This is a genomic window from Rhodococcus sp. F64268 (assembly GCF_023015605.1).
Classification (GTDB): Bacteria; Actinomycetota; Actinomycetes; order Mycobacteriales; family Mycobacteriaceae; genus Rhodococcus.
Window position 1 is genome coordinate 17,979 of the sequence record NZ_JALKAI010000020.1, and the last position, 21,027, is coordinate 39,005.

Below are 21,027 nucleotides of genomic sequence, written 5' to 3' on the forward strand. Positions count from 1 at the left end.
CGACAGTCGATCCTCCATTATCCCGAACCGACCGACAGGCGGCTAATCCGTGCCCGTGACCGCCTCCGCAGAAGCAATCACGTCGCGGATCAACCGACCGAAACCGTCCGCGCCGAGTTGCGGCAGCATCCCCGGGACGAGCCCGTTGAGTACTACCGAGACCAGTGCTTCGGCGGTGAGTGCACCGCCCGTCGTCGACGCCATCGTCTCGAGCCGCTGCGCGAACTCTCCGAACGTGACGTCGCGGTCGCCGTGGCCGAACGCGACGGCATCCGGTGCGGCCGCAGCCGCACTGGCCACCAGATCCGGCAGGTCGGCGACCGTCCGGGCCTTCCGCGGGCGGACGGCGCGTGCGCGTTCGTCGTCGCTGCGTAGATCGATGGAGCGCAGCACGACCTGCGGGTCGTCGGTCACGACGTCGAGAACGCGGCGGAACCGTTCGATGAACACCTCGATCGTGCTGCGGTCGAACAGCGCAGTCGCGTAGGTGAACGTCACGTCCATGTCGCCCAGGAGGCCGCCGTCGGTGAACCGTTCGACGACGGTGCACTGCAGATCGAACTTCGCCTGATCTGCACCGGTCTCGAGCGGCTGCACGGCGAGCCCCGGAAGCTCGAGGACACCGGTGTCGATGTTCTGGAAGGTGAGCATCACCTGGAACAGCGGAGTGTGTGCGCTGGTGCGACGCACCCCCAAGGTGTCCACGAGCCGCTCGAATGGGACATCGGCGTTGCCGAATGCCGCCAAGTCCTTTTCCTTCGCCTGCCCGAGCAGGTCGGCGAACGTCGAGCCGCCCGCGACTCGGGTGCGCAACACGAGGGTGTTGACGAACATGCCCACGAGGTCGTCGAGTGCCTCTTCCCCGCGGCCCGCGGTCGGGGTACCGACCATGATGTCCTCGGATCCGGACAGTCGCGACATCAACACCGCGAAGGCCGCATGCATCACCATGAACACGGTGGCGCCCTGATCACGCGCCGTCTTCTCGACACGTTGCGCGAGCGCCTCCCCCACGGCGAACGTGATCGACTCGCCGTCGGTCGACTGACGCGCAGGCCGCGGCCGGTCGGTGGGCAGGGCGAGCACCTCGGGCGCACCGGAGAGTTCGCCGGTCCAGTACGCGAGCTGGCGCGCGAGTTCACTGTCCGGATCCGTTTCGTCGCCGAGTACCGACGACTGCCACAGCGTGTAATCGGCGTACTGGACGTCCAGCGGAGCCCAGTCCGGCGTCGTTCCTTCCACACGCGCGAGGTACGCGACCATGACGTCGCGGATCAGCGGGCGCATCGAATAGCCGTCCGCACTGATGTGGTGGGCGACGACAGCGAGCACATGCTCGCCGTCATCGGCGACCCTGAACAGCGCGACCCGCACGGGCGGGGTCTGTGCGGTGACGTCGAAACCGGTGCCGAGCACCTCGGTGAGTCGTCCGACGAGATCACCGGCCGACACCGCGATCGGTTCGAGGTCGGGCATCGCCTCCGCGACGGGGAGCACGACCTGGACCGGACCGTCCTCGGTGTCGGGGTACACCGTGCGCAACACCTCGTGCCGGGCGACGACGTCTGCGACCGCGGCGCGGAGCACGTCCGTGTCGAGGGCGCCGGTGAGCCGCACCGCGACCGGGATGTTGTAGACACCCGACTCGGGGTCGACCCTGTTGAGGGTCCACATGCGTTGCTGTGCCAGCGACAGCGGGATCCGATCGGGCCTGGGCCCCGCAACGAGCGCGGCCCGTGCACCGCGTCCGACGGACGGCTGGATGTGCGCCGCGAGTGCCACGATCGTCGAGGCCTCGAACACGGTGCGCACCGCGACACGAGTGTCGAGGGCCGCGCCGAGCCGAGCGCATAGCTGCGTCGCCAGCAGCGAGTTGCCACCCAGTTCGAAGAAGTCGTCGTCCAGTCCCACTCGTTCGATACCGAGCAGTTCCGCCACGGTCGCTGCGACGACTTCCTCGACCGGTGTAGTCGGCGCCCGGAAGGTACCCGCTTCGAGTTCAGGTTCGGGCAGTGCCGCACGGTCGAGCTTGCCGTTGGTGTTGAGCGGCAGGGCATCGAGCACGACGAACGCGGACGGCACCATGTACGACGGCAGGCGCGCCCCGAGCCGCACCCTGAGGTCGTCGACGTCGACATCCTCGTTCGACGGCACGACGTACGCGACGAGACGATCGCCGACGTGGGCGCCGCTGCGCACGAGCACCGCGACGTCGCGCACTGTATCGAGGTCGCGGAGAACTGCTTCGATCTCGCCCAGTTCGATGCGGTAGCCCCGGACCTTGACCTGGAAGTCTGCACGCTCGAGGTATTCGAGGTGGCCTTCGCGGTTCCAGCGCACGATATCGCCGGTGCGGTACATGCGGGCACGGCCGAACGGATCGGCGACGAACCGGTCCGCGGTGAGGTCGGCGCGGTCGTGATAGCCGCGTGCGAGCTGGATGCCCGCGAGGTACAGCTCACCGGCGACGCCCGGCGGGACCGGCCGTAGCCGGTCGTCGAGAACGTACACGGCGGTGTTCCACTCGGGCACACCGATGGGCACCGTTACGGTGTCGTCGTCGCACACTTCGTGGACGGTGACGGAGACCGCTGCCTCGGTCGGCCCGTACAGGTTGAACAGGGCCGCCTCGTTCGATGCGCGGAACTGCTGGGCGACGGGTGCCGGAAGCGCCTCACCGATGGCGAGCACCCGTCGCAACGACGGCGATACTTCGTCGTGTGCGACGGTCATGAGCATCGACAGCATCGACGGCACCGTGTGCAGGGTCGTCACACGCTGCTCGCGCAGCAGAGTCAACAGATAGTCGGGGTCGCGGTGACCGTCCGCCGTCGCGACCACGAGACGCGCCCCCGAGGTGAGGGCCGACCAGAACTCCCACACCGACAGGTCGAACGTCGCGATGGTCTTGAGCAGCACCGCGTCGTCCGGCCCGAGATCGAACGCCGAACGTTTCCACTCGAGCTGGTTGACGATCGCAGCGTGCGGCACCGCGACACCCTTCGGCCGTCCGGTCGAGCCGGACGTGAAGATCACATAGGCGGTGTTGTGTGCCCGCAGCGGCGACGTGCGGTCGCGGTCGGTGATCGGCGCGTCGGAATAGTCCGACAGATCGAGGTCGTCGAGCACCACCTCGGGCACACCGGGATGCTCGACCCGGTCTGCCGCCGTGGTGACGACCGCTGCGGGAGCCGCGGTACCGAGGATGTACGAGTTGCGTTCGGACGGCTGGTCCGGGTCGACGGGCACGTAGGCGGCGCCGGTCTTGGCGATCGCGTACATGCCGATGAGCAGTTCGGGTGAGCGGCGGACGGCGAGCGCCACGCGGTCTTCCGGCCCGACTCCGAGACCGATCAGGTACCGAGCGAGACGATTGACGGCCGTGTCGAATTCGGTGTACGTCCACTGTGCGCTCTCGTACACGAGTGCCACTGCGCCGCCGTCACGCCGGACCTGCTCGTCGAACATCTCGACAAGCGTGCGCGAACCGTCGAGGTCGTGATCGGTGTCGTTCCATGTGGTGAGCACGTCGTCGCGCTCGCCGGGGAGCAGCACCGCATGATCACCGAGCGGGGCGTCGGGTGCCTGCAGGACGGCACCGAGGAGCTGTTCGAACCTGGCTGCCACACCGCGGGCGGTGACATCGTCGAACAGATCGGTGGCGTAGGTGAGAATCGCGTCGATACCCGCGGCCGCACCGTCGTCGTCATAGCGGTCGGCGACGATCAGATGCAGGTCGAACTGGGCCGTTCCGCCCTCGAGATCGAGCGGAGCCACCGAGAGTCCGGGCAGCTGCAACTCCGTCCCGGCTTGGTTCTGGAATGAGAATCCCACCTGGAACAACGGGTGCCGGGCCGTCGACCGCGCCGGGTTGAGCACCTCGACGAGCCGCTCGAACGGCACGTCGGCGTGTGCGAACGCCTGCAGGTCCGTCTCGCGTGCCGCTGCGAGCAGATCGGCGAACGATGCTCCCGCGTCGACCTCGAGCCGGAGCACGAGGGTGTTGACGAACATGCCGATGATGTCCTCGACGGCCTGCTCGTTGCGACCCGCGATAGGGGTGCCCACCGCGATGTCCGAGGTTCCGGACAGTCGTGCGAGCAGCGCTGCGAACACCGCGTGCACCGCCATGAACACGGTCGCGTTCTGGCTGCGGGCGAGGTCTCGGAGCGCTGCGTGCGCCTCGGCGCCGACGACGAACTCGATGCGGTCACCTCGGAAGGTCTGCTGCGCAGGCCGAGGGCGGTCGAGCGGCAGATCCAGCTGGTCGGGCAGATCGACGAGGGCGTCGCGCCAATAGTCGAGCTGCTGTGCCGCAATCGATTCCGGGTCATCCTCCGAGCCGAGGACCTGTCGCTGCCACAGCGCGTAGTCGGCGTATTGCACCTGCAGCGGGGCCCACACCGGATCGGTGCCTGCGGTATGCGCCGCGTACGCAGTGACGAGGTCGCGCACGAGCGGGACCATCGACGAGCCGTCGGCACTGATGTGGTGCACCACGACCGCCAGCACGTACTGATCGTCGGCGATGCGCAGCAGCCGCATGAGCACCGGCACTTCGGTGGTCACGTCGAAGGTCGTCGCGGCGATCTCCCGCAAGCGCGTCTCGAGGTCGCCCGCGGTGACGTCCATCGGGGTGAGATCGACGGGCACCTGCGAGGCCGGGAGAATCTTCTGCGCGGGACCGTCGCCGGTCTCGGGATACTCGGTGCGCAGCGACTCGTGCCGCGCCACCAGGTCGGCGACCGCGGACTGCAGTGCTGCAACGTCCAGCTCACCGGTCAACCGCAAAGCAAACGGAATGTTGTACGCCGTCGACTCCGGATCGAACCGGTTCAAGAACCACATCCGCTGCTGCGCCAACGACAACGGTACCCGCACCGGACGCGGCCCCGCCACGAGCGGAACCCGCCCACCACGACCCGACTCCTGCTCCACCCGCGCAGCCAACGCCGACACCGTCGACGCCTCGAACAACGCACGCACCGGAACCTGCGCATCCAACGCCGCACCGAGCCGCGACACCACCTGCGTCGCAATCAGCGAATTACCACCGAGAGCAAAGAAATCATCATCCGCGCCCACCCGCTCCACACCGAGCACATCAGCGAACACACCCGCCACGATCTCCTCGATCGGCGTGGACGGCGCACGGAACTCACGCGTCTCGAACACCGGCTCCGGCAACGCACGACGATCCAACTTGCCATTGACCGTCAACGGAATCGAATCGATCACCACGAACGCAGACGGCACCATGTACTCGGGCACCACCGCACCCACACCGTCACGCAACACATCCAGCTCGACCGAAACACCTTCGGCAGGAACCACATACGCAACGATCCGCGCAGCACCGGGCGCATCCTCACGCACGATCACCGCAGCCTGCGCCACCTGAACCTGCGCCAACACCGCCGCCTCGACCTCACCGAGCTCGATACGGAAACCACGGATCTTCACCTGGTCATCAGCACGCCCCAGATACTCGAGATCGCCCGAGACAACCCAACGCGCCACATCACCGGTGCGATACAACAACGCACCGTCCGACGAGAACGGATCGGCCACGAACCGCGTCGACGACAACTCGGACCGGCGCAGATAACCACGCGCGAGCTGACCACCGCCGACGTACATCTCACCCGCGACACCCACCGGCACCGGCTGAAGCCGCCTGTCCAGCACATACACACGCAAGCCCGCGATCGGCACGCCGACCACACTGGCAGACCCCACCTCGGCGAGCTCAGCACCGATCTCCCGATACGACACATGCACCGTCGTCTCGGTGATCCCGTACATATTGACCAAACGCGGCGACGTGTCGCCGTACCGCTCGAACCACCCCGCCAACCGCCGCGGCTCGAGTGCCTCACCACCGAAAATCACATACCGCAGCGCGAAATCCGCACCATCGGACGCCACACGATCGGCCTCGGCAAGCTGATAGAACGCCGACGGCGTCTGGTTCAACACCGTCACCCGCTCACGAACCAGCAACTCCCGGAACGCTTCCGGCGACCTCGACGTGAAGTAGTCGACCACCACCAAGGTCCCGCCGTACAACAACGGACCCCAGAGTTCCCACACGGAGAAGTCGAACGCATAGCTGTGGAACATCGTCCACACATCCGACGAACCGAACCCGTACACCGACTCGGTGTTGACCATCAACCGCACCGCGTTGCGATGCGGAATCAACACACCCTTCGGCCGGCCCGTCGAACCCGACGTGTAGATCACATAGGCGAGGTTCGTCGAACCCAACGTCGCTCGACGCTCCGCGTCGAGGATCGGCGCATCGTCCACACCGGACAGATCGACCCGGTCGAGTTCGATGATCAGAACACCGCTCGGGAACGAGACATCCTCACCGGAATGCGTCACGACCGCGACAGGCTGCGCATCCGACACCAGGAACTCGATGCGCTCGGCAGGCGAGTTCGGGTCGACCGGCAGATAACCACCACCGGCTTCGAGCACCGCAAGCAGCGCCACCACCAGATCGACCGACCGCGGCAGCGTCACCGCCACCAACGACTCCGGCCCCACCCCGACATCGATCAGATGCCGCGCCAGACGACGCACCCGCGAACCGAGTTCGCGATAGGACACCGACTCGTCACCGAACCGCACCGCCACCGCATCACCACGTGCAGCAACCTGCGCCTCGAACATGTCCACCAGCGTCACATCCGCCGGCGCCACATCATCACCCAGCGAATTCCACCGCGACACGACGAGTTCACGCTCGAAATCATCAAGAATCCCGATGTCACCGACTACAACCGCCGAATCCTCCACCACCGCCCGCAGAATCCGCAGCAACTGCTCCGCGAACGCAGCGACGCGCAGGTCGTCGAACAGATCGGTGGCGTAGGTGATCGCGAAATCCATTCCACCTGCGCCGTTGTCGGCAACTATCGATCCTGCACCGACCGAGTCGGCGAAGGTGAACTGCAAGTCGAACTTCGCTATGGGGGCTTCGTATTCGAACGCGCTCGCGGTGATCCCATCGAGTTCGAAATCCACTGCGCCCGTGTTCTGGAACGTCAGGGCCACCTGGAACAGCGGATGCCTCGCCTGCGACCGTTCGGGGTCGATGATCTCCACGAGCCGTTCGAACGGAACGTCGGCGTGCGCGAAAGCGTCGAGGTCGGTCTCGCGGACCTGGGCGAGCAGTTGCTCGAACGGCACGTCGTTCTCGAAGGTGGTGCGCAGCACCAGGGTGTTGACGAACATGCCGACCAGGTCGTCGAGCGCTGCCTCGCCGCGACCGGCGATCGGTGTGCCGATCGCGATGTCGTCGGTGTCCGACAGCCTCGACAACAGCACGCTCAGGGCCGCGTGGATCACCATGAACAACGAGGTGTTGTGCTCGCGCGCGAGCGTGTGGAGGCGTGCATGCAGCGTGGGGTCGATCCGGAAACTGCTGGTCCGGCCCTCACCGGTGGCAGTCTCGGGCCGCAACCGGTCCGAGGGAAGATCCAGCTGATCCGGAATTCCGGCGAGCTGCGAGGTCCAGTACTCGATCTGCTTCGAGAGGACCGATTCGGGGTCGTCCTCGGAGCCGAGCACGTCGCGTTGCCACAGGGAGTAGTCGGGGTACTGCACTGTGAGCGGCGACCAGGCAGGCGGCTCGCCGTACGTCCGCGATGCGTAGGCCACCATGATGTCGCGTGCGAGCGGACGCAGCGAGAATCCGTCGGATGCGATGTGGTGCACCACGAGGAACAGCACGTGGTCGCGTGGGCCGAGTTCGAACAACACCACTCGCATCGGGACCTCGACCGTGACGTCGAATCCCGTTGCGGTGAGTTGCTCGGCTCGCACGAGCAGCGACGCGTCGTCGACGCTCTCGGTTGTCAACTCCACAGCATGCGCGGCGAGCACGGACTGATGCCCGACACCGTCGACGTCCGGATAGATCGTGCGGAGCGATTCGTGACGCTCGACGACGTCGCCGAGCGCGGCGGACAACGCTTCTACGTCGAGGGTGCCGGTCAGTCGGACACCGACCGGAATGTTGTTCACCGCAGAAGCGGTGTCGAACCGGTTGAGGAACCACATGCGCTGCTGAGCAGGAGACAGCGGAATCAGCTCCGGGCGGGAACGGCGGACAAGCTCGGGCCGGGTCGCGGTTTCGTCGCCATGCTCGACGCGCAGCGCGAGCGCTTCGACGGTCGGTGCGTCGAAAAGCGCGCGCACGGGTATCCGTGTGCCCAGCGCTTCACCGAGGCGAGCGACCACCTGCGTCGCCACGAGCGAGTTACCGCCGAGCGCGAAGAAATCGTCGTCACGGCCCACTCGGGGAATCCCGAGTACCTGCGCGAAAATTCCCGCGACGATCTCCTCCACAGGAGTGCGCGGTGGCATGAACTCGCGGACCTCGAAAGTCGGGGCGGGCAGCGCATTTCGATCGATCTTGCCGCTGGCGTTGAGCGGGAACGCGTCGAGGACCACAATCGCCGACGGGACCATGTAGGACGGCAGCACCTGCGCGAGTTCGGTCTTCATGTCGAGTGGGTCGACGGTGGTCCCGGACGTAGGCATCACGTACGCCACGAGCTGCGGACCGGCGCCCGGGTCATCGCGGACGATCGTTACGGCCTGCCGCACCCCGCTCACTCCGACGAGGGCCGACTCGACCTCGCCGAGCTCGATCCGGAGGCCGCGCAGCTTGACCTGTCGATCGGTACGGCCGAGATATTCGAGTTCCAGCGTGTCGATCGACGGAGAGCCGGGCTCCCCGGACGTAGCCGGGACCCATTTGACGAGGTCGCCGGTCCGGTACATGCGCGCACCGACCGTCGAACGTGGATCTGCCACGAATCGCTCCGCGGTCAGATCCGCTCGGCCATGGTAGCCGCGGGCGAGCTGAGCACCGGTGAGATAGAGCTCTCCTGCCACGCCGACCGGAACCGGGCGCAGTCGCGAGTCGAGCACGAGCACATCGGTGTTCCACACTGGGCGACCGATCGGCACGACCCGATCCTCACTCGCCCCTGCGGTCCGGAATACGGTTTGCACTGTCGCTTCGGTCGGCCCGTAGACGTTGTGCACGGGCGCATCACCGAGTTCCGCGAACCTCGCGGTGCTGTTGGCCGAAAGCGCCTCGCCGCCGCAGAACACATGGTTCAGCGAGGCCGCCGCTGTCTGCTCGAGGTGTTCGAGGACCGCGTCGAAGACAGTGGGCACGAACTGCACCACGGTGGTGGCGGTATTGGCGATCTCCGCCGCCAGTCGAGCAGGATCACGGTGGAGATCCGGGGATCCCACGACGATGGAGGCACCGGTGTGCAGCGGAAGGAATACTTCCCAGACCGACGCGTCGAAGGTCACGGGAGTCTTGAGCAGGACTGCGTCGGACTCCGTGAACGCAAACCGGTCCTGCATCCACAGCATCTGGTTGACCACCGCAGCGTGGGTCACGCCGACCCCCTTGGGCCTGCCGGTGGATCCTGACGTGTACAGCACGTACGCGAGGTTCTCGGCACGCAGCGGTGCGATGCGGTCGGCGTCGGTCAGCGGCGTGTCGTCGAATCCGGAGAGGTCGAGTGCATCGACGTCGCACGTGGCAGCCGACGTCTCGGCGCCTGCAGATGCCGCAGCCCCAGCGGTGAGGAGCAGCGACGGTGCCGAGGACTCGAGAATGTATTCGATGCGTTCGGAAGGCTGGTCGGGATCGACCGGTACATACGCACCGCCTGCGGCGATCACCGCGTGTATGGCGATGACCAGGTCGACCGAACGGCTCAGCGCGACCCCCACACGGACATCGGGACCGACGCCGCAGTCGACGAGGTAGCGAGCGAGTCGGTTGACGTCGCGCCCGAACTCCCGATATGTCCGCGGTGCGCCGAGCGCGTCGGTGCCCGGGATCAGCGCCTGAGCATCCGGAGTTCGTGCCACCTGCCGGTCGACCAGGACGGGCAGCGTGACCGCGGAGTCGATGCGGTGTTCGGGTCCGTGGGATGCGGACTCGACCGCCGCGAGTTCGTTGCCGGTGAGCAGCGGAAGGTCGCCTACCGGCAATGCCGGTGTGCGCGTGACCGCCTCGAGCAACGCGAGGAAACGCTCGCCCATGCCAGCGACGGTCGGGGAATCGAACAAATCTGTGGCATAGGAGAATTCGACCGAGTATCCGCCGTTCGAGCTGTCGAGTGGGACGTCGAGAACGGTCACGACGAGATCGAACTTCGACATGCCGCTGTCGAGCGGAATGTTGGACACGGTCATGCCCGGTAGTTCGAGCGACACCTGGCCGACATTCTGGAATGCGAGCATCACCTGGAACAACGGATTGTGGGCCTGGCTGCGGACGGGCGCGAGCACATCGACGAGCCGCTCGAACGGGATCTCGGCGTGCGCGAAAGCGCCCAGATCCGACTCACGCACGTGCGCGAGGAGTTCGCCGAAGGTTTCCGCCGGGTCGACATGTGTGCGCAGTACGAGGGTGTTGACGAACATACCGATCAGGCCGTCGAGGGCCTGTTCACCGCGACCGGCCACCGGGGTACCGATCGTGATGTCGTCGGAAGCTCCGAGTCGTGCAAGAAGGACCGCGAGCACGGCGTGGACCACCATGAATTCTGTGGTGCGCTGCTCGTGTGCCAACCTGTCGATCGCGGCTCGCAGATCGGCACCGATCTCGAATCGGTGCACCGCCCCCGCGTTGGTGGCCACCGCCGGGCGAGGCCGGTCGGTGGGCAGTTCGAGGCTCGCGGGTACTCCGTCGAGCGCGTCGATCCAATACCGGATCTGCTGGGAGATCAGCGAGTCCGGATCGTCTTCGGACCCGAGGATTTCGCGTTGCCACAGCGTGTAGTCGGCGTACTGCACCTCCAGCGGTTCCCAAGCCGGATCGTCCCCGGTCGAGCGTGCCGCGTAGGCGATCATGATGTCTCGCGTGAGCGGAACCATCGAGAACCCGTCCGCTGCGATGTGGTGCAGGACCGCCACCAGCAGATGCTCATCCGGTCCGAGCTCGAGGAGGCAGACAGCGAAAGGAACTTCGTGCGCCACGTCGAACGCGATACCGGCAAGCCCACGCAGCGCGTCGGGGACGTCGGCTTCGGTCGTGGGAACGCTCTCCAGCGCGATGGCGACGTCGCCCGGTGCGAGGATCTTCTGGTAGCCGTAACCGTCGACATCCGGGTAGATGGTGCGCAGCGATTCGTGTCGCGCGACGACGTCCCGCAGTGCCTCCTCGAGCGCTGGCACATCGAGTTTGCCCGACAACCGCACCGCAACCGGGATGTTGTTCACCGAGGAGTCGGGGTCGAACCGGTTGAGGAACCACATTCGTTGCTGCGCCAGCGACAGGGGTACCCGGGCCGGGCGATCCTGTGCGATCAACGGGATCCGGTCCGCCTCGGCGGAGCCGGACTCGGCAGCAACGGCGAGTGACTCGACGGTCGACGCCTCGAAGATCGTGCGCAGCGGCAGGCGATGACCGACAGCTTCACCGATCCGCGAGACCACCTGCGTCGCAATCAACGAGTTACCTCCGAGAGCGAAGAAGTCGTCGTCGAGTCCGACTCGATCGAGCCCAAGCACCTCAGCGATGACCGTGGCCACGATCTGCTCGACGGGTGTGCTCGGGGCCCGGAACTCCTTGACCTCGAAAACGGGCTCCGGCAGGGCTTTACGATCGAGCTTGCCCGCCGGGCTCAGCGGGAGCCGGTCGAGTACGACATACGCGGTAGGCACCATGTACGCGGGCAACCGAGTCGTCAGAGACCGCGAGATCGCCGCAGTATCGAGCGCAGCGTCGGGCCGACCGACGAGATATGCGACGAGTTGCTCGCCCGAACGCGGATCCGATCGCACCAGGACCACAGCGTGGGTGACGTCCCCGGTTTCCACCAGGGCGGCTTCGATCTCACCCAGCTCGATCCGCAGTCCCCGCAGCTTCACCTGGAAATCGGTGCGACCGATGTACTCGAGTTCCCCAGAACGCCGACCCCACTTGACGAGGTCACCGGTTCGGTACAGCCGCTCCCCCTCCACATACGGCGAGGCGACGAAACGTTCGGCGGTCAGATCCGGGCGCGTCACGTATCCCCGCGCCAACTGAACGCCCGACAGGTACAGCTCGCCCGCGACACCCACTGGAACCGGTTGGAGCCGGCCGTCGAGTACGTAGACGCCGGTGTTCCACACCGGGACACCGATCGGAACGGACACCGAGTCGGCCCGGGTGACCTCGTGGTAGGTCACATCGACCGCAGCCTCGGTGGGTCCGTACAGATTATGCAGGCGCACCTGGGGCAATGCCGTGCGCAGGCGATCCGCAACCGCCGCCGAGAGCGCCTCGCCGGAGGCGAACACGGCCCGCAGTGCCGAGACCTCCTCGACTCCGGAGGCCGCCACGAACACGGCGAGCATCGACGGCACGAAATGCGCCACCGACACCGAAGTCTCGATCATCGTCCGCACCAGGTAATCCGGGTCGCGATGACCGTCGGGGGCGGCGATCACGAGGCGGGCGCCCACCTGGAGCGGCCAGAAGAATTCCCACACCGACACGTCGAATGTGAACGGCGTCTTCTGCAGAACGACGTCGTCGACGCCGAGCCCATACTGGTCCTGCATCCACAGAAGGCGGTTCACGATCGAGGCGTGCGAGATTGCGACGCCCTTCGGTCGGCCCGTCGACCCCGACGTGAACAACACGTACGCCGCATTCGACGAACGCAACGGCGCCGAACGGTCTGCGTCCGTCACCGCCGCATCGGAGAACTCCGACGCATCGAGTACGTCGAGTTCGACCGAAGGCACACGATCGTCGCCGAACGCGTCGCGAGAGGTCGTCAACACGACGATCGGAGCAGCGGTGTCGAGAATGTACCCGTTGCGATCGGCAGGCTGATCCGGATCCAATGGCACATACGCGCCACCGGCCTTGACGATCGCATACATCCCGACGAGCAGATCCAACGATCTGCGCATCGCCAGACCCACCGTCGACTCGGGCCCCACACCCACCGAAATCAAATAACGCGCAACACGATTCACGCGAGAATCGAACTCTGCGAACGTCAACGACCGACCCTCGAACTCGAGCGCCACCGCACCCGGAGTCCGGCGCACCTGCGCCTCGAACAGATCCACCAACGTAGACGACGACTCGACCTCGCGCGCGGTGTCGTTCCACCGTTCCAGCACCAGAGACCGCTCATCACCATCGAGCAGATCGATGTCACCGACCCGCACGGCCGGATCCGCGACGACCGCTTCGAGCACCCGCACGAAACGATCGGCGAAGCCCTGAGCGGTTGCGGCATCGAACAGATCGGTCGCGTACGTGAACGCGGCTCCGAGTCCGTTGGGCGTACCGTCGCCGTCGAACGCCTCGGTCAGGGTGAGTTGCAGATCGAACTTCGCGACGGCCGAGTCGATGTCGACAACGTCGAGGGTCAGTCCCCGCAGGTCGATACGCGACGCACGAAGGTTCTCGAACGAGAGCATCACCTGGAACAACGGGTGCCGCGCAGTCGAGCGCTCCGGATTCAGGACCTCGACGAGACGCTCGAAGGGCACATCCGCGTGCCCGAACGCACCGAGCGCACTGTCGCGGGCCCGAGCGAGATGGTGGATGAACTCGTCGGCCGGGTCGACCTCGGTGCGCAGCACGAGGGTGTTGACGAACATGCCGATCAGGTCGTCGAGTGCCTGCTCACCACGGCCGGCCACGGGGGTACCGATTGCAATGTCGTCCTGTCCGGACAGACGCGACAACATCACCGACAGGGCAGCGTGCACCACCATGAACAGCGACGCATTACGCGTGCGCGCGAGATCGACCAGGTCTCGGTGCAATTCGGGATCGATCCGGAACTCCACCGTCGCCCCGGCGTACGACTGCTGACTCGGCCGCGGCCGGTCCGCAGGAAGGTCGAGCTGGTCGGGGATTCCTGCCAGGGTACGACGCCAGTAGTCGAGCTGACGCGAGATCAGCGACTGCTCGTCATTCTCGGAGCCGAGGATCTCCCGCTGCCACAGCGTGTAGTCGGTGTACTGAACGGGCAACGGCGCCCACGAGGGCTCTTCCCACTCGGTCCGCGCCGTGTACGCAACCATGATGTCGCGCGCCATCGGACCGATCGACCAGCCGTCGGCAGAGATGTGGTGCACCACAACGACGAGGACATGCTCCAAGTCGCCGAGTTCGAAGAGCTCGGCCCGGATCGGGACATCGGAGGTCACATCGAGGCCCGTGGAGGCCAGGCGACGAACGGCCTCGGGCAGTTCGTCGGCCGCGATCACGGTCGGAGTCAGGTCGGGAACAACTTCAGCGGCGGCCCGAACGACCTGGTTCGGCCCCTCGGGCGAGTCCGGGAAGACGGTACGCAGCGACTCGTGACGGTCGATGACATCCATGATCGACACCTGCAGGGCAGCGACGTCGAGTTCGCCGCGCAACCGCAGCGCCATCGGCAGGTTGTAGGTCGCCGATTGCGTGTCGAAGCGATTGAGGAACCACATGCGCTGCTGCGCGAGCGAGAGCGGAACCCGTTCGGGCCGAGGCATCTTCGCCAGCGCGATACGCGCACCGCGGCCGGCTTCTTGCTCGACCCGCACGGCCAGTGCAGCGACGGTGGTGGACTCGAACAGAGCCCGCACCGGAACCTGAGCGTCGAGCGCGACTCCGAGTCGCGAGACCACCTGCGTCGCGAGCAAGGAGTTACCGCCGAGTTCGAAGAAGTCGTCGTCGAGCCCGACGACCTGCAGGCCGAGGACGTCGGCGAACACCGTTGCGACGGTCTCTTCGATCGGGGTGGTCGGCGCCCGGAACTCGCGGTAGGTGATGACGAGTTCCGGTTCCGGCAGTGCCCGCCGGTCGAGCTTCCCGATCGGAGTGAGGGGAACCTCGTCCAGAACGATGATCTGGGCCGGAACCATGTAGGAGGGCAGCGAGAGACCCACGTGGCGTGCGAGGTCCACAGTGTCGACACCGGTGGCGTCGACACCGGGAGCGGCATGCACGTACGACACCAGAGCCGTTTGACCCGAGGGCATTTCGTGGCCGACGGTGGCCGCGAAGTCCACCAGGTCGTGGGTCAGCAATGCCGCATCGATCTCACCGAGTTCGATGCGGTAGCCGCGGACCTTGACCTGGAAATCGGATCGGCCGGTGAAGACCAGCCGATCGTCATCGTTCCAGCGCACGACGTCGCCGGTGCGGTACATACGATCGCCGAGATCGCCGAACGGGTTCGCGACGAAACGATCTGCCGTGAGCGACCCGCGACGATGATAACCGCGAGCAAGCGCGTGCCCCGCCAGATACAGCTCGCCCGACACGCCGGCAGGCACCGGCCGCAGACGTCGATCGAGTACATAGGCGACCACTCCCGCGACAGGAGTGCCAACGGTGATCGGGCCGTCGACCGTCAGCTCAGCGCGGGTGGACACGATTGTCGTCTCGGTCGGTCCGTAGGCATTGAAGAAACGGCGACCCGGCGCCCAGCGGGCGACGAGATCCGCGGTGGAAGCGTCACCACCGACATTGAGGGTGCGGAGCGACTCCAGACCGGCCGGGTCGACCGATCCGAGTACCGCCGGGGTGATGACGGCGTGGGTGACCTTCGTGGCCTCGATGAGCGCGCGAAGCTCACTGCCGCCGTAGATCGTGGGCGGAGTGACGACGAGTTCGGCGCCCGTGGCTCCCGTGAGCGTCCAGTCGAGCACCGACGGGTCGAAGCTCGGCGAACAGATATGGAGGATCCGCGAATCCGCGGTGACCTCGTAGAGTTCGACGGACTCACGGACGAGTCCGGACAGCCCGGTGTGGGTGACCGCGACGCCCTTCGGTCTACCCGTTGAACCCGAGGTGTAGATGACGTACGCGGTGTGGTCCGGACGGAGCGTGCGGATCCGGTCAGCGTCCTCGACGGGAGCACTGGAGAGGGCAGCGCATTCTGCGACGAACGCATCGCTGCCGAGATCGATCCAGTCGACGACAGCGGGGAGCATGCTCATTCGCTCGGCCGTCGTCAGACCCGCCAGGGCTCCCGAGTCGTCGAGCATGTGGGCGATACGCTCGGCCGGATGTTCGGGATCGACGGGTAGATACGCTGCACCGGTCTTGGCCACCGACCAGACACCGAGAAGCATTTCCCAGGAGCGTGGAAATGCCAGCGCCACAATTTCTTCCGGTCCGGCACCTCTGGCGATCAGGTAGCGTGCGATCCGACTCGACATGTCGTCGAGCTCGCGGTAGGTGATCGCCGTACCGCCGTCGCGCACCGCGATGCGGTCCGGATGCAGGCGGCCCCCTTCGACCAGGAGGTCGACAAGGGTGACGTGATCGGTGACGGCGGCGCCGTGGGTCGCGACCAGTCGGTCGACCTCACCGGGAGACAAGATCTCGAGGTCACCCACGGGGGTTGTGGGGTCGGTGACGACACCGTCGAGAATGCGAACGAATCGCTCACCGAACGTGGCGACGGTGGCCTCGTCGAACAGGTCGGTGGCGAACTCGAAGACCGCTCCGAGCCCCGCCGGTCGCCCCGCATCGTCGAGCCGCTCGGTGACCCAGAGCTGGATGTCGAATTTCGAGATGGGCATGTCGAGTTCGGTGCCCACAGCATGGACGCCGGCAAACGACACGTCACGCGCGTGCGCCGGTTCGAGCGACAGCGCTGCTTGGAAGAGCGGGTGCCGCGCGGTGGATCGGGTGGGGTTGAGTACCTCGACGAGCCGCTCGAACGGAACATCGGCGTTCGAGAACGCGGTGAGGTCCGTGCCGCGGACGTCACCGAGGAACTCTTCGAACGAGGAGCCGGGATCGATCCGGCTGCGCAACACGAGGGTGTTGACGAACATGCCGATCAGGTCGTCGAGTTCCTTCTCGCCACGACCCGCGACAGCGGTTCCGATCGCGATATCACCGGATCCGCTCAGCCGGGAAAGCAACACCGCGTAGGCGGCGTGCACGACCATGAACAGTGATGCGTGGTGAGTACGTGCGAGATCAACGAGGCGCCTGTGGGTTTCGGCGTCGATGTCGAACCTGTGCTTGGATCCGCCGTAGCTTGCGACCGCGGGCCGCGGACGATCGGACGGAAGGTCGAGTTGATCGGGGAGCCCGTCGAGCTCCTCGACCCAGTAGGCGATCTGCTTTGCAGCAGCCGATTCCGAGTCGGATTCGACGCCGAGTGCGTCACGTTGCCATATCGCGTAGTCGGCGTACTGGATCGGCAGTGGCGCCCACTGCGGCGCGTGCCCCTCCGCGCGCGCCGAGTAGGCAGTGACGACATCACGAGCGAACGGACCGAACGACGATCCGTCGGACGCGATGTGGTGCAACACCATCGCGAGGACGTAGGTCCCCGACGGGACACTGCTGTCGGGCGCGATCCGGTACAGGGCCACCCGGAAAGGAACATCGGTCGTGACGTCGAAACCACGGCCTGCCATCTCCAGGACGGCAACCTCGAGCCCGGCTTCGTCGACCTCCAACGGTTCGAGGACCGAGGTGATCTGATCGGCGGGCAGGATCACCTGCCGGGGTTCACCGTCGACCTCGGGGTAGACGGTCCGCAGCGTCTCGTGTCGATGCACTACGTCGGCGAAACCGTCGGACAGCGCGCGCGGGTCCACATCACCGGTGAGGCGGACAGTGAACGGCAGGTTGTATGCCGCGGTCGTGGTGTCGAACCGGTTGATGAACCAGATGCGCTGCTGCGCGGTCGACAGAGGCAGGACCTCGGGCCGTGGGCGCGCCACCAACGCGCTCCGCGCACCCGATCCGATCTGCTTCGCGACCCGGGTGGCGAGACCCACCACGGTGGAGGCTTCGAACAGCGCGCGCACCGGAATCCGGGTATCGAGGGCGGCACCGATTCGGGAGACGACCTGGGTGGCAACGAGAGAGTTTCCGCCCAGTTCGAAGAAGTCGTCGTCGAGACCCACCCGTTCGACACCGAGGACCTCGCCGAACGCAGCGGACACCGCCCGTTCCGCAGGGGTCCGGGGTTCACGGAAGGTGCGGCTACTACTGAAGACCGGCTGCGGCAACGCTTTACGATCGAGCTTGCCGCTGGTGTTGAGCGGCAGTTCCTCGAGCACCATCAGCGACGCCGGAACCATGTACGACGGCAATGCGCGCTCTGCGTGATCTGCGAGGTCGGCGACCTCGATCGTCGCTGCCGGGATGGGCACCACATACCCGACGAGTTGATCCCCGGTGGGCGTCTGCACCACGAGCACGACGGCTTGCGAGACGGCGTCGTGGGAGAGCAGAACCGCTTCGATCTCACCGAGTTCGATGCGCTGACCGCGGAACTTCACCTGGAAGTCGGTGCGCCCGATGTAGTCGAGGAGACCGTGGTCTCCCTCGGGCGACACCCAGCGCACCAGGTCGCCGGTTCGGTACATCCGGTCGCCCGGCGCCCCGAAGGGATCGGCAAGGAACCGATCGGAGGTCAGGTCCGGCCGGTCGAGGTACCCGCGGGCGAGCTGAACGCCGGTGAGATAAAGCTCTCCCGGGCGCCCCACCGGGACGGGACGGAGACGGCGGTCGAGGACGTAGGCACGGCTGTTCCACTGCGGAATACCGATCGGCACACTGTGCACGTCGCCCGGTCCGGCGCGATGATAGGTGATCGAGACCGCGGCTTCCGTCGGCCCGTAGAGGTTGTGCAGGTCTGCAGAGCACAACCGGGCGAAGTCGGCAGCCGTCTCCGAGGGCAACGCCTCGCCGATGACGAAGACATGGCGCAGCGTGTCGCAACTGCCTTCGGGGGCATTGGCCACGAACACGGTGAGCATCGAGGGTACGAAGTCGGTGAGCGTCACCCGGTGCTCGGCGATCTTGTTCGCGACATAGACGGGGTCGCGGTGCCCCTCGGGGGTTGCGATCACGAGAGTCGCGCCCACACGCAACGGCATGAAGAAGCCCCACAATGACACGTCGAACGTGGTTGCGGTCTTCTGCAGGTAGACGTCGGTGGAGACCACGTCGTACTGGTCGTTCATCCACTGGATCTGGTTGTCGATCGCAGCCTGTCCGACTGCGACGCCCTTGGGGCGGCCCGTGGATCCGGACGTGAAGATCACGTACGCGGTGGTGTCGGGTCGCACGGGTCCGAGACGTTCCGAGTCGGTGAGCGGACCACCGTCGCGCGAACGATGGTCGAACGTGTCGATCTCGACTATCGGCGCTGCGTCGGGGAGCCCGGCGCGGTCGCGCGAGGTGGTGAGTACTGCCACCGGTTTCGCGGTGTCGAGAATGTACTCGGTGCGGTCGGCGGGGTGGTCGGGGTCGAGCGGTACCCACGCGCCGCCCGCTTCGAGGATGGCGTACATGCCGACCAGGAGCTCGAGGGACCGGCGAACGGACAGACCGACGAGCGATTCCGGGCCGACGCCACGGTCGATGAGCTCGCGCGCAAGCGAGTTGGCCCGCTGCGCGAACTCGCCGTAGGTCAGTGACTCGCCCTCGTAGACCAGCGCCGTCGCATCGGGAGTCGCGGCAACTCGGTCCCGGAACTCGGCGAGCAGTGTGCGCTGCTGGGTCGGGTGAGCGGTGCGGTTCCAATCGACCACGACACGGTCGAGTTCGGTGTTTCCGGCGAGCGGGATGTCCCAGACGAGCCGATCGGCGTCGGACGCGACGAATCGGTCGAAGAACTCGACGAATCGCGCATGGTTGGCACGTGCCTGTTCGGGCGCGTAGAGGTTGGGATTGGACTCGAAGTCGATGTGAACGCGGTTGCCGCCGCTCTTGTAGACGTTGACTCCGAGGTCTTCGATGAGACCGGTCGACAGGATGTTGATGTGTCCGACCATGTCGCCGAGGCGAATTTCGTTCTCGAACAGCATGATGTTGACCCACGGACCGAAGAACGTCGACTGCGCCCCGGCCGAATTGTCACGATCGCGGACGATGTCCTCGTGCCGGTATCGCTGGTGCCTCAAGGCTCCGGACACTGCGGCACCCGAGGCGGCGATCAGATCGTGGACGGTGGTGTCGTCGGTGACATCCAGCCGCAGCGGAACAACGTTCGAGACCATGCTGCCGGACCGGCGCAACACCGCGGTCGTCCTCGCGGCGACAGGCAGGCTCAGCACGACATCGGTACGACCCGTCATCTGCGCGACGTACGCCGCGAACGCGGCCACGACGGCCGTCGCGAGACTTGCCCCCTCACGCTCGGCGAGTACGTCGACGTGACGTTCGGTGTCGTCGGTCAGCGCGGCGCTGTCGATGCGGCTGACGGGGGCCGGCGCTGCCGTGCGGTCGGCCAGACTCGACGGTTCGTCGATACCCTCGATCTGCCCCGCCCAGTACTCGCGATCGTCGGCGAACCGTTTCGAGTCGCGGTAGTCCATCTCGACGTCGTAGACCTTGCGCAGGTCCGACGCCCGGTTCGGGCTGGCCTCGATCCCTTCCACGGCCGCGGTGTACAACTCCGCGATCCGGGTCATGAAGGTCGCGGCAGCGAACCCGTCGAGTGCGAGATGGTGGACGCGGTTGTACCAGAAGTAACGGGTCTCGTCGATGCGGAGCACCGTTGCGGATATGAGCCGATCACGGAGTACGTCGACAGGCCGACTGCGGTCCTCGCGCATCCACGTGAGCGCAGCCTGACGAGGATCTTCTTCGCCACGCAGATCCACGTATCCGAGCGGGGCGTCCAATGCGGGATCGACGAGCTGATAGGGATGCGCGTCCACCTCGATGAAGCGGAGGAACCCGGACCCGGTTTCGAGGGCAGCACGGGCACTGGAATCGCGAAGTACGTCGAGATCGAGATCCCCATCGAGTTCGACATACTGGGCAATATTGGCTGGCACCGTCGGGTCGACGTGCTGGGCGAACCACATACCCAGCTGTGCCGGCGAGAGGGGAAACGCACCGGGCGGCACCGCTGCCGCACTCGTCCTCTTCGTTTCCGAGCCGCCGATACCCAGCGAGTCCAAACCCCAACCTTCCTCTCACCGTCGGACGACGACCGACCTGCGCACCGACCTGCGGAGCACATCACCGTACCCCGCGTATATCTGCAGATC

The 21,027-nt window shown here is 66.1% G+C and carries 1 protein-coding gene; it reads right to left on the minus strand.

Translation table 11 applies throughout. From position 1 onward, the window contains the following. Positions 1-42 precede the first annotated feature (42 nt). Positions 43-20,937: a non-ribosomal peptide synthase/polyketide synthase gene (locus MWU77_RS24185; RefSeq protein WP_247274999.1), complete on the minus strand. Its 20,895-nt coding sequence runs from the start codon at positions 20,935-20,937 to the stop codon at positions 43-45. Between the last annotated feature and the right edge of the window lie 90 nt (positions 20,938-21,027).